Annotated in this window: 9 protein-coding genes, 1 tRNA gene and 2 pseudogenes; 6 read left to right on the top strand and 6 right to left on the bottom strand. The window is 47.1% G+C overall.

Translation table 11 applies throughout. From position 1 onward, the window contains the following. The first annotated feature begins 126 nt into the window (after window positions 1–126). Window positions 127–876, top strand: a pseudogene (locus MGMO_RS18935) (IS5 family transposase). Window positions 877–890: 14 nt separating this feature from the next. Here the strand turns inward: MGMO_RS18935 and MGMO_RS06455 are convergent. The 3 genes from MGMO_RS06455 to glnD form a co-directional block, all read right to left on the bottom strand. Continuing rightward, window positions 891–1,355 carry a winged helix-turn-helix domain-containing protein gene (locus MGMO_RS06455; protein WP_023494236.1) on the bottom strand — a complete coding sequence of 155 codons (465 nt, stop codon included), beginning with the start codon at window positions 1,353–1,355 and terminating at the stop codon, window positions 891–893. A gap of 134 nt (window positions 1,356–1,489) precedes the next feature. Then, entirely contained in the window at window positions 1,490–4,135 is a 2,646-nt protein-coding gene (locus MGMO_RS06460; protein ID WP_023494237.1) for a PQQ-binding-like beta-propeller repeat protein, read from the bottom strand. 493 nt (window positions 4,136–4,628) lie between these two features. Continuing rightward, a complete protein-coding gene (gene glnD, locus MGMO_RS06465; protein ID WP_023494238.1) occupies window positions 4,629–7,319 on the bottom strand; it encodes a [protein-PII] uridylyltransferase in 2,691 nt (896 codons plus the stop codon). Window positions 7,320–7,688: 369 nt separating this feature from the next. On the opposite strand from glnD, the gene MGMO_RS19900 reads away from it, so the two are divergent. Next, window positions 7,689–7,835, top strand: coding sequence for a hypothetical protein (locus MGMO_RS19900; RefSeq protein WP_161808469.1), 147 nt, complete (start codon window positions 7,689–7,691; stop codon window positions 7,833–7,835). A 623-nt stretch (window positions 7,836–8,458) separates the two neighbouring features. Next, window positions 8,459–8,707, top strand: a complete 249-nt coding sequence (locus MGMO_RS06470) for a hypothetical protein (protein WP_023494239.1) — start codon at window positions 8,459–8,461, stop codon at window positions 8,705–8,707. Window positions 8,708–9,050: 343 nt separating this feature from the next. On the opposite strand, the gene MGMO_RS06475 is transcribed toward MGMO_RS06470, so the two are convergent. Together MGMO_RS06475 and MGMO_RS21250 are read right to left on the bottom strand one after the other, a co-directional pair. Beyond that, window positions 9,051–9,827, bottom strand: a complete 777-nt coding sequence (locus MGMO_RS06475) for a M90 family metallopeptidase (protein WP_023494240.1) — start codon at window positions 9,825–9,827, stop codon at window positions 9,051–9,053. A gap of 124 nt (window positions 9,828–9,951) precedes the next feature. Beyond that, window positions 9,952–10,044: pseudogene (locus MGMO_RS21250) on the bottom strand (IS1 family transposase); the annotation flags it as partial. Window positions 10,045–10,241: 197 nt separating this feature from the next. On the opposite strand from MGMO_RS21250, the gene MGMO_RS19505 reads away from it, so the two are divergent. Both MGMO_RS19505 and MGMO_RS06485 read left to right on the top strand, forming a co-directional pair. Then, window positions 10,242–10,652, top strand: coding sequence for a winged helix-turn-helix domain-containing protein (locus MGMO_RS19505; protein ID WP_023494241.1), 411 nt, complete (start codon window positions 10,242–10,244; stop codon window positions 10,650–10,652). Window positions 10,653–10,676: 24 nt separating this feature from the next. Further along, window positions 10,677–11,087, top strand: coding sequence for a DUF3574 domain-containing protein (locus MGMO_RS06485; RefSeq protein WP_023494242.1), 411 nt, complete (start codon window positions 10,677–10,679; stop codon window positions 11,085–11,087). Between the two features lie 520 nt (window positions 11,088–11,607). Here the strand turns inward: MGMO_RS06485 and MGMO_RS06490 are convergent. After that, a tRNA-Lys gene (locus MGMO_RS06490) sits at window positions 11,608–11,683 on the bottom strand. A gap of 279 nt (window positions 11,684–11,962) precedes the next feature. On the opposite strand from MGMO_RS06490, the gene MGMO_RS06500 reads away from it, so the two are divergent. Then, window positions 11,963–12,778, top strand: a complete 816-nt coding sequence (locus tag MGMO_RS06500) for a hypothetical protein (RefSeq protein WP_023494243.1) — start codon at window positions 11,963–11,965, stop codon at window positions 12,776–12,778. Window positions 12,779–12,879: the final 101 nt, after the last annotated feature.

Below are 12,879 nucleotides of genomic sequence, written 5' to 3' on the forward strand. Positions count from 1 at the left end.
AATAACTATTCACAATTGACCTTGGAGTTAACTCTACTGCAAATCATGAACCGGCAGTATTTTAATGAGAACCTGTTCAAGATTTAAGATTAAGAGTAATCTATAAATTTTTGATGGGCATAGCGAATGGGTTATCCAAGCGACATAAGCAGGGAACAGTTTGAGCAGACCAGGGAGATATTGGAATCGGCGCGGAAGAAAACCAAGCCGAGGAAAGTCGGTGTTCTGTGGGCTGCTTTACGTGCTCAAGAGCGGCTGCCAATGGCGGATGCTGCCGAAGGAATACCCGAAATGGCGGACAGTCCACGAATATTTCCTGATCTGGGGCGCGAAGCCAGCCTGTGACCAGCCGAGCGTGCTGGAGCGGGCTTTAAAAAAATCAGGTTGGCGCGGCGCGTTGCCGGAAAGGCCGCCAAGCCAAGACCAGCTTCCTGGTCATTGATGCACAGAACGTCGCCAACACCGACACCGCCAAGCGGAAAGGTTACGATGCCGGCAAGAAAGTGTCGGGCATTAAGCGTCACATCGGGGTGGACAGCCAAGGGTTGCCGCACTTTGTCGCGGTCACCACGGCCGACGTGACGGACCGGCAAGGGGCGCTGGAGGGGATGCGGAACCACCGGCAGGCGTTGGACGGCGTAAAGACCGGCGGTTATCGCCCAGGAAGTTAAGCGGCTCGTGGGGGCCGAAGTGACGGTCGCCAAACGTAACGAACTGCACACGTTCGCCGTCATCCCCAAACGTTGGGTGGTGGAACGCAGTTTCGCTTGGCTCGGCAAGTGCAGGCGATTGTGGAAAAATTGTGAGAAACACCTTAACTCAAGCTTACACAGGGTGAACTTGGCTTTCTTGAGATTGCTGTTAATAAGAACTTGAACAGGTTCTAAGCCTTAGCCTTTCAAAGCCATGGTCTCAACACTGCCAATCTTGTCGAGTGTAATTTTTCCTTCCTGCGCTAACCAGCCGATGCTGCGTTGGATGATTTTTTCTTCTTCCGGAAGTTCCCGAACCAATTGTGCAACAGGGCTAGCCCCCTTTTCCGACAGGTAATGCCAAATGCTACCTGCGGTCAAACCCACGCGCTCAGACAGTGTGATTTCGGGGATCTCGGCAACTCGATTAGGAGCCGTGGCTCGCGATTTTTTGGGGGTTTTCGGGGTCTGGCTTGGCTTTATGGGCTTTGCCTCTGCGGTAACAGCGACAACAGGCTTTTCAGGTGTAGCTTTAGGTTCTGGTTTTGGTGTTACGGCTTTCGGTTTATTGGGAGCCTTTGGGGCCGGACTGCCTTTCCTTATCTTGGCTTCCGGCACAACGGCTATAACGTGTTGTTCTTTAGGGGTTGTTAATTTTTTCATAGTGATATAAAAATAAATAAGTTAGAAAATAAAAATGGATACCAATAATTATGGCACCCTTGCCAATCGATCAACTTGTCTAGATAAAACAGCAATGACACGTGATCACTATTCGTGTACGCAGGCACAGTCTGTTATTGGCAGTTATTGCCCCGACCCGGCGTACAACACTGCCCGGTCGATTTTTGGCACATTTGCACGTAATTGCCTCCGGCAGGTGTCGAGTTGCAATCCTGGGTAGTGCGAAAGAATTTTCCGCCGCCTATATTCTTGCAAGTCTGGGCGACATTACCAACACAGCGTTTTTCTGCATCCGCCGACACGCAGGGCGTGTTGTTCAACATGTCGTTGGAAGCACCTCGTTCATCCAAGGGGGAGAGATAAGTGTAGCTCGGGCTGAAAAACTGTACACTGTTAGGGTTTAAGCCGACAGGGATGTTCGGGTAATTGGCAACAAACACGTTAACCATCCCGCATATACCCATGTGGTTGATTGACGGATACGGCGGCGATGGGTTGCTCGCCTGGGTTATATTCCTTTCCCAGCCTGGCGACGGTGACACACTGTTCAACAACGAAGTGACCATAAACGCCTTGAGTTCGAACCAACGGCGGCCTTGCCCATCGTCAAAGGCTTGCTCACAATCCATATCGACATCGAGCATCCAGTAGTGCATGCCAAAGTTGTTCTCGTCGGCAATGCCATAGCCGACGGTCCATGCGTAAGGTTGGTTTTGCCCTTGGGCGAGGCTCGTCGTCCATTCGACCGGCGAGCCTCCTCCGAGCCCGCCACCGGGCTGCTGCTGGCCGAGTTCACCTCCGTTCCAGTCCAGATACGCATCACCCCACCGAAAGAAATTCGTGCGCTGGTTAAGCCAGTTGCGATGGCGTATGCGGATAGGGGAACCGCCCTTTGTACCGCCCCGGACGAACACGTCTTGACCCGGCTGTGACTGGGCATAGATGAAGACCACTGTCCGACGTATGTCTCGGTTGGGCGCCGCAGATGCCGGGCCTAGCCCATAGACAACGACTTGGTTATCGTAGGTAGCTTGATAAAGTTTGCCGTTGGCTACGAGTGGCGGCGCGAATTTCGTCGATGCCCCTACGCGGTCATTCGGCTCGGCTTCGCTATCCCAGATAGACTGGAGCGTCCCGGTTGCTGCTGTCGAAACATCATACGCACGCAGTATATTTGGCGTAGGGGCAATGTTGGCATCTGGATCACCGGGGAGGTTTCCAAAGGCCTCATTGGCCCATAAAATTCCACTCGATAAACCATTGGCTGACAACGACAGGATGCCCCCTGGCATACCGCCCGGCGACGATGTCCCCATCGATGCGGTCGCCGTCCCGCGCCCATTGGCATTGATTCCGAAATGACCGGCATTCTTGGTAAATACGTGGACTGCGTTGTTTTCACCTTGCACGAACAGAAGGTTGTTGAAGTAAACGCCGGTTCCGTGGATGTGCGGCGTACGGCCATGGTCGACGTGACCTATGATAAACGGATCGGTCGAGGTGACCTGGTTAAGGTCGTCAAACAGCGATGTATGCCCGTTCCACGGCTGGTAGTCGAACGAGGCGACAAAGGGTGGGTCGAGCAATTTGGTGAAATCGCGCCGGCCTAGGTTGGATCGGTTCACATGGTAATATACGCCATCTTTTCCGCCTACGATAAGGCCGGGTTCGTCGGGCAACGCGATCACGCCACCCGAGGCTAGGTCTTGGTCTTTGTGCGCCCCATCGCGGTCGATATCGAGAAATGGGGTAAACCAATCGCTGGCGGTCAGCGAGCCAGGATTGCCGGGATTCCAGGAGAGGCGGACGACGCTCTCTCCAAGTTGGTCTAGAGCAAACTGTGGATGATAAGGGCCATTGCCCGTTACCACATAGATGTCGCCGTTTGTGTCGATGGCAGGGGCTGCGTTGGCCATCCAAACACCTCCGCCCCCACCGGTTCCAGCGGCATTGTTCGGGTTACTGCACCATACGTTGGCAGGGGCGTCGCCGCTAACTAGCTTGGCGGTGTCGAAAGCGACCACCCAACCTGAAGGCGAGCCTTGGCCTTCACCGCCTGCGAATGCAATAATGACAGCCTTCGCGCCGTTTTTGTTGGCCAATGTAAGACCCGCACGCTGCATTTGTAGGTACCGATTGAAACCGGTCCCACCCACATTGTATCCGTCGATGAGAACGGAGTTGAATTTGTCTTGACCGAGGTCGGACATGTTAAGGCCAAAAAGACGATATGTCGGCCCACTAATGCCGTTTTCGTAGCCCCAGCGAACGACATATAGAGTCCCTGTTTCTGGATCGATGACCGGTGTACTGGCAATGCCCCATTCGCCATGAATAGTGCTAGGTTTGAGTGTATGTAGATCGTTTCCACTGACGGGATTTCCCAGCCATCGCGCGGATAGCTGAACGCCAGTGTCGGCATCAAATGCGTATACCGTGTTGTGCATCGTGGCCACGTAGACGACATTGTGGGTATCGTCCGCGATACTGACTTTTGATGCAAACAGCGGCGAGCCTTCGATCTTGCCGTCTACGGTCATGACAAACCGTTTATGGAATTGGTTGGCACTGGACTTTACATTCGTAGGCGTAAGGATGGTTTCGGCGATATTTGCGCCGGTACGAAACCCGTTGCAACTTCGCTCCAGCACATTGACCGTACCCAGAGCAAGCCCGTTCCCACTCAAAATAGCCAATGACAAGCCAAGTAGAAAGGTTAAAAGATGACTTTTGACTTCTTTCCGCATCTGTTTTTTCATACCATTTGCTACGGTAATATATTGACCTTGAGCAATCCTTGCCCCTGTTTGAAAAGGGTGGCAGTCATGGTTGCCTACCCGTCATTTAGGCCCTAACTTCATTTTTTATCCTATTTTAGTTTACGGACGATTACACAACGATGACTAATCCAATTAAAATATCTTTGTATGTAATATTTATCGTCGCTCCCCCAATATTTCGGGATGTAAATGGGCTAGGCAGCATTGCAATAATTTAAAGCATGCCTTATGCCATATTTTCAGGATTTTAAAAAACAAAAAAATCATCATTGTTAACAAAAAGTTAAGACGACGATAGCGATCCTTAAATGTTAATTAATCAAATTACTTTGTCAAAATAAGTTTATTACGTCCAACAAAAGTGCAAAATTGTTAGCACTTTGCACCAACGTTGAGGCTTATCCGCGTTGAAGTCCTGCCCAAATAGGTTATGTCGGCATAGTTTTGTAGCGTCGCGGTTTGGAGCCCCTATTTAAGTCGATGAGTTGACGTCAAAAATAGCCTTATTGGGTTTGACATCGTCTAGGACAAAGACCAATTCATCGCGCAGTTGCTCCTGCTTGCTGGTGTCGGCCAACGGTTGTAATTGTAAATCAGTAATATAAAAAATATCTTCAACCCGGCTACCGATGGTGGTTATCCTGGCGCTATGCAGGTTAATGCCTTGGTTGTTGAAAACCCGACCAATTTGGGACAGCAGGCCTGGCCGGTCGGTCGTGATAAGCTCAAGGATCGTCCGGTTATTCTGCAAATCGGTGTCAAACTGCACATCGCTAGGGATCGGGAAATACTTGGCTTGCCTGGATAGGCGATGGATATTGATGTGATCCTTGACTTGCTGCTGTAGTAAGTTGTTTCTCAAGGTGTTACAAATATGGGTTATTCGATGCTCCTCACTGACCGGCTGGCCGGTTTGTTCAAGCACTTGAAAGGTGTTGAAGGAATCGAGGACATAATTATCTTTGGTGGTCATGATCCTGGCATCAAGGATGCTCAACCCTAATTGGTCCAGAGTCGCTGTGCTGATTGAAAATAATGTTTCCACATTTTTAGCATAGACAAAGACTTCCGCATTACCCCGGCGAGTTTGCGGGCGTAAAATGACTAACGGCAAGTCACTGTCATCGACCGATGCAATGGCTGAGGCTTGCCAGACTATTTCATCGGTTGAATAACGCAAAAAATAATCGTCGTTGACGTGTTGCCACACTTTTTCCAATGCCGCTTCCGTGTAGCCACGCTTACGCAGTTCAGTTTCAGCTTCATTTTTATTTTCTTGGATTCGATCGTTCAGTGTGATCGGGCTTTGTAATTCCCTCCGTAAGGTGCTTCTCGTTGCCGTGTAAAGTTCTTTAAGAAGGGTATCCTTCCATGAATTCCATAATCCGGGATTGGTCGCCCGGATGTCGGCGACGGTTAACAAGTATAAATAATTAAGGCATTCGATACTGCCCACTTGTTGGGCAAATTTCTGGATAACGTCCGGGTCGCTGATGTCTGTTCGCTGGGCGGTCATGGACATTATCAGGTGGTTGCGGACCAGCCAAGTGACCAGCTTGTTGTCATGCGACGAAAAGTCGTGTTGACGGCAAAAGTCCCTGACCATTTCCTCGCCTATGGTCGAGTGGTCACCGTTTCGACCTTTGGCTATATCATGGAATAGTGCCGAGATATACAGTATTTCCGGTTTGTTGATTAATACAAAAATTTCATTGCAGAAAGGCAGTTCATCCCGGTGTTTATCGAGTGCGAAGCGACGCAGGTTACGGACAACAAAAAGGGTATGCTCATCCACCGTATAGATGTGGAACAAGTCATACTGCATCCGGGCAACAATATTGGCGAAGTTAGGAAGGTAAGCCGCTAAAACTCCGTAACGGTTCATCCGCCGCAATTGCGTGGTAAGCCCATGCGGTTGCCGGAATATTTCCATAAACAGATGATTGGAAACTTTGTTTAGGCGAAAATTATCGTCAATAAGGTGCAGGTTTTTTCGAATCAGCCTGATCGTTGTCGCCCGAATGCCTTTTAACTCTGCATTTTTTTGGAGGATTAAAAAGATCTCGAATAAGGCCAGGGGATGCTGTTCAAACACCTGTTCATCTTTGGCTTCGAGGTAGTTGTTGATGACGACAAAACGGTCATCAAGCGATTCTGTCTCCTTAGTTGATTCAGTAACAACAAAGCGCTCTTGGAAAAGCTGTAGAAGCATTTCGTTAAGATGCTGCAATTCAAGGATGGTTTTAAAATAAAACTGCATGAATTGTTCAACATCCTCGTTATATTGCTGGTTCTCCCTGCTAAACCCGAATTGCCGGGCGAGATCGCGTTGGTAATCGAAAACTAGGCGGTCTTCACTGCTATTGGTCAGAAGATGCAATGCATAGCGAATCCGCCAGAGCACGTGTAGGGCGGAAAAGAGTTGGTTGTATTCAGTTTCAGGTAAAAAACCGTATTTAATCAACTCCCTTAGGGTCTCTGAATTGTAATGGCGCTTAAACACCCAGGTGATAACCTGCAGATCCCTTAAGCCGCCAGGTCCTTCCTTAATATTGGGCTCGAGGTTATAGGCAGTATCATGGTATTTCGCGTGGCGCAGCAGTTGTTCCCACATTTTGACCGCAAAAAACTTGTCGGATGGCCAGATTTTATCGGAGGTGATTTCGCTCTTCAATTTTTGGTAAAGGGCCGGGCTACCCGTAATTAAACGATTTTCCATGATATTGGTCATGATGGACTGGTCGTTTATTGCGGAGGTTACGAATTCCTCAACACGACCGACACTTTGCCCTGGCTTTAGGCCAATATCCCAAAGAAAAGTGGTGAAAGTTGTCAACATTTCCTGGTAAGCGGAAATGTTGTTGTGATCCAATACGATCACAATATCAATATCGGAATGGGGGAATAACTCCCTTCTACCGTAACCGCCCACCGCTATCAGGCATAAATTATCGGCATAATCTTCAAGAAAATGCCGCCAGGTGGAAGTGAGCAGTTCATCGATAAAATCGGACTTTTCCTTAAGAAGATCGACAACTGAACTATGCGGATCAAATTTTTGCTGAAGTTCGAGGCCTTTCTGTTTAATAAGCTGCTTAAATTGCTGTACGCGCCCGTTCTCGAAAAACCAGGAGGACGTGATAGTTTGTGATGTTTCGGGCATTATTCGTCTAATCCTAGCGTCAGTCATTCATAGCCATTTTCCGTTACTGCTTCGGCGTGTTCCTATCAAGGCACAAACTGTTGATAGAAAATTAAGTGTCCATTGTTACTGATAGATTTTAATTTTTATCGTTTATCCCTTTGTAAGTAAAAAATACTATTGATTTTTCTAAATGCAGTTTCAAGGCTGTGCGGGGTAGCGTTAAGGGGTAATTACTTGAACCTTCATCCTTTCAATAAATTACAATTTGCATCAACTACATATATAAAGCACACAACATGCCAATTTTTTGTATTTACCATAACTTCCGTTTAGATCTTTAGCCGAATTGCATAGGAGAATTTAAATGAGCGCCACGACACAAGCCCAATGAATGTTCATGCATTGTTTTTGTGCGGCGTATTATTGGAACGCACCACCTTGGTGAGCTGTTTGAACGATCCAGCGCTTCTTAAAGGGTTGCGGATGACAGCCTTTGGCAAGTGCTTTCCTGTGGGTAAAGCCGTCGCTAAATGATGCGGCAAGGACATTGCGAATAGGACCTTCATCATTCCATTGCGGAAACTTGTATCATGCCATGTCAACTACATCGTTACTCTCGCTCAGGATAACCCATTCCAAATCGGTCATTCTGGACTGCGAAATGAAGGGTTCTGTTGCGTTAGCGAAAAATGTCAGGTTTTAGTTTTACCATAGCTAAAGCATCCGGCGGGTTACATGTTTGTATTTTCTTCAAAAAGCTTTTTAATCGATTTTATTCCCTTGCCCAAAATTTTCGTTTTTTCCATTAAGTTAATAAGCTTTAACATTTCCATTTCAAACTCTTTTGCATCTACCCAGAAAAAAACAACCGACTACGACAGGGCGTTGTTAAATCATTCAAATTTTGGCCACAATGACCCATGTTGGTTCTCGTGTCAGTCACGCAGAATATGGTTCCAATTTTTTCTGTTTTTTGATTTATATCAAAACGGCCTTGCCATGAGTGCCTTAAGATTCATTCGCCATAAGATGCGAAGGTATTAGAATTTTCCCAGGGCGGTAATTTTGCATTTGTTGATGGTAAATACATGTCCTAACAGGAAGCCTTTACGGCATTAGCTTCACCTTGTAGGTTTAATAAAATTAAAGGAGTGATTATGTTGAATATCAAATCTAAAAAAATTATATTGCCGTTATGCTTTTGCGCAATCTCTGGACTATTGTCTCCCGCATTAACTCAAGCAGACACGGTAATTGTGTTGGCCGCCGGCGATTCTGGAAATATAGCTTCAGGGCAGGCTGCTGAACAAAGGGCTGCGAAAGAGAAAAAGGCAGCGGAAAAACAAAAAGCGGCCGATGCGAAAAAGGCGTCTGAGCCCCAAAAGGAAAAAGCAGCCGCTAAATAATTGGTTTACAAGTTATGCTGGAAGCGAGGTATATCGAGCCTGAATTTTGATCAATACAGTCCTGCGGGAACGATAAAAGCTATCCGTGGATCGCCGAATTGTAAACGCCGGACTTGAGCAAATTCAGGAACTCCGCCGTAGTTTTTTTGATCGTGCCGGTTGAAGAACTACATGTCTTTTGGGTCAGCAATGACTGAAAACCGAAAAATGCCACACCAACCTTAATTGCGAAAGCGTTCGCTCGGACTATCTTTAAATTTACATAGCGGCTGCTTTCAATTATAAAAGTTAGAGATACCAAGCCTCTAGCGTCAGGCCGTCCGAAAACAAAAGCAGCCTAGCCTCAATCAGGGCGAGCCCTCAAAAGCGGACTCTGTCGATAGTAAAGCTCTAGCTGACGATAGACAGCAGCAAAGTGAACAGACAGGACTTCAGGCGCGCAGAAAAAATATTCGCTGACAACCGCAAAAAACTCCGCCGGACTCGTAGCGGCATAAGGGTCAATACAAATGCGATGGTGATGTTCGACACGCCGCACCAGGCTTTCATAGGCGGCGCTAAGTGCAGATGTCCACTCTGTAATTGGCATGCGATAATGTAAAGGCGGAAAGCCGTCGGCGGGTCCATTTAGCATATCCAGCTTGTGGGCTATTTCGTGGATCACGACATTGCGTCCGGGTTGTTCCCCCCGGCTATCCCTCTCAACATCTTCCCACGACAATACAAGCGGCCCATGCGGCCAGGACTCGCCCACCAGCGCCCGTTCCTGATGATGGACGATGCCCGCCATATCCATTTCGTCCCTGTTTATCCGAAATGCCCCCGGATAAACGATGATGTCAATCCAGCCGGACAGACAACCCATACCCAAACTAAGCGCCGGAAGGCAGGCTTGAGTGGCGACCGTCAAACACATGGCGTCAGTGAGTTGAAGCCCTTGTACGCCGACAAATCGTTTTTCGTGCAGGAATAGCGTCGTCAGTTCGCGCAAGTGTGCTTTTTCAACCGCCGACATCCCCTGCAAAACAGCCAGCTTTTCCGTAACGTCCACCCAAAGGCCATGCGCAATGGCATGCCGATGCAGAAGGTAACGAATCCGTGCGCGTTTGAAAATATTCATAATGAATCAAATCTTATCCATAGCCTCATAGCCCGATTAAATTGGCTTTTATACTTGTCTTAACGCCTCTTCAGCTCATCGCGTGTTACTTTTCAAAATAGGAGGTAGCGGGTTAATTCTGTGATTAGGCATGAATATCACGCCCGAACTCGACCTTATTAATTAACAGGCCAATAACAATATCATGCATTTTCTCCAGTTTTGAGAAGCAAATGGTTCACCTATGTTTTTGCAATGTAACAAAGGGGCGGTTTCGTCTATTTTGTTTCGTGCAAAAAATCAAACTGGCGAGAGTCCGCCATGGAGCATCTCCCCTTCAAGATCGTTAAATTTAAAATAATGGCTTAACCAGTTCCCGTCTTTTGAAATTTTTAGGATAATGGGTCGCATAAAAATAATAAGCTGGAGATTAGTATGACTGAAGTATTGTTCACCGCAAGTGTTGCCTTTGTCGGTTATGTCATTTATGTATTGGTGGACGAACAAATGAGTCCAGCTAAAAACTATATTGTAGAAGTTCGCCCTGAACCACCAGCCAAAGCCATTAAACAACCAATCCCTAAACCAACCAGAGCCCGAACAAAACCCGCCAAAGCAAGGCAGGTTACCGCAATCATATTGAACCTAAGTGAAAGTGTCGGCATGGCCGCAGGCAGTATTTGGCATTACTTGAACGAAAAAGGGCCTACCGCTGTTGCAAAACTGGTTAAGGAACTACCGGAAAGCAACAATACGCTACAACGCAGCATCGGCTGGTTAGCCCAGGAAGACAAAATAGCACTTGAAACCATTGGACGTGTAGAGACCATCTCCTTGAAAGGCTAACGGTTATCGAGAGTTAGTTGGTGTATGGTTAGAAATCGAATTATTGCAACACTCTCAGTCCTCCTTCTTTTGGCTGGGTGTGCTGCAATACCTCAGATTAGTTGCCCTGCCGGTGAAGAACGTTCCGTCAATGAACTCCTGTATTTCGGGACTGCAAAACCCAACGGGGTTGTCACATCGCAGGAGTGGGAGGAGTTCCTCCGCACGTCAATTACTCCGCGTTTCCCCAAAGGCTTGACGTTTTGGCGGGCATTTGGCCAGTGGCAAAACTCCGGCAAAACCATTATTCGGGAAGCTTCATTCGTAGTCAGCCTAGTTCATTCTGACGATGAACTTAGCGCAATTGCAGTGCACGCCATCATCACTGAATATAAGCTCAGGTTCGACCAAGAAGCGGTACTTCGCGTGAAGGGCTACGCTTGCGTTGGAAAATAAAGCTATCCCTTTACTTCAGCTTGGGGCTGGCGATCCGCAATGCGTTTGGTTTTTGGGATCAACGGAATCCGTGTTGTCTTCGTGCGGTGCGATGAATCCGGATGATGTCCCAGAACAGATTAGCCTCGAACTTTGGCATAGGCTAACAGCCCATCGACAATACTATACTGGCTTTCATTGACGAGTTCCGTCGACCCAGGCTGTCAAACGTAAGCCCCTTAAAACCCCGAGCTAAAGCAACTCTTGTTGATTAGGGGTTAGGAGAGCGTTCGGCTATAACTTCCAGCGGGAGAAATTCATCCAACGGGACGGGGTGTTCGTTCTGTTGTGCCGTATCGTAACGGGATGATGGGCTTTAACGCTATTTTTTACACCATTGTGTGCCTGCAAATTGACCACTGGGCGCGCTTCACACCCATAGGAAAAGCCTGCAGGTGTACTATATTGGTGTACTGCGGCGTATTTTTCAGCGCTACCAACCGACGACATAGAACAAAATCATTTTTATTCAATCATTTAGTGGTGGGGCGTCAGGGACTCGAACCCTGGACCTATGGATTAAGAGTCCACTGCTCTACCAACTGAGCTAACACCCCATGGGATGGGCATTATATACGATCTAGTGGGCTTTTATCCAAAACCCAATGCAAATGTTTCTTCTAATTTATTTGGGCTTCAGTTTGAAAATTGCTTATTTGAAAAATCGCAACAAATTCTGACACATCAAGGCAAGCAACCGCAGCGCTGGCACGTTAGCAAAGATAGCGATGCAATTTTGGCATAGATTTCTTCTTGACTTTGAGATTACGGCTTGTTATCAATGCTCAGCTTTTTAGCAAAAAATAATAACTAAAATAATTATAAGGGGGTTGTCTGTGGTTTCAGAAAATGGCGTAGGTTCGAATGAACTTTCAGTTAAATTAAACCAACTTGAAGATAAAGTAACAAAGCTAACTAATCAAATTAAAGAGAATAAACAGACCATTAGCGAACTTAACCTGCTGATTGCACAACGCGATGCACAGATTCAAGAATTGGATTTGAAGCTGGGTTATGCCCAGCGATCCTTACTGGAAAAAACTACCCATAAAATTCAAGAATGCCGCATCCAGATTAAAACTGGCATAGACGAAAAAGTCATCAACCCAACTATCATTCAGATCCAACAACATATTAAAACCGCCCAAGAATTTGTGGACGAAACCAAAACAATCTTGCTCGAAAAAAAGGCGTTAGTTGATAGCACTATCCTGACGACTAAAGATAAAGTTGTCCAATGCCCTGAACAAGCTAAAGCTTATATTGAAAAATCCATCCTTGCGCCTGCTCAAATCGTTATAAATCAAACGCTGGAATCGATCGGCACGCAAGTAAAAACAAAACGGGCTTTAGTCGAGGATAAAGCTATTTATCCTAGCAAGGTATTGCTTGACGAGCTTGTCATCACGGCACAAAACATACCTGACAAAATTAAAAACCAACTTCAATCGAAAGTGGTCAACCCGCTGGCCACCACCCACAAAAAAGTTTCCACAATTGCTGACGGCATCTATCCCAACACACAGGACTATTTAAGGAAAACAACTGAGTGCTTTACCGATATTGTCAACCAAGCCTTGTTTGAAATCGGAGACCAAGTAAAAAAATCGCCCTTTTGGAACGGTAAAAACAGCTTAAAAGCAAGCAGTTAGGCAATCCAGCGTTTTATCGACAGCTGATTCCATTCCCAGCCCTTCGGCATCTAAAAATGGCAACGGAATTTCTGCCGGACAACCGGCTGCGACCTTCATTT

The organism is Methyloglobulus morosus KoM1, assembly GCF_000496735.2.
In the GTDB taxonomy this organism is placed as follows: domain Bacteria; phylum Pseudomonadota; class Gammaproteobacteria; order Methylococcales; family Methylomonadaceae; genus Methyloglobulus; species Methyloglobulus morosus.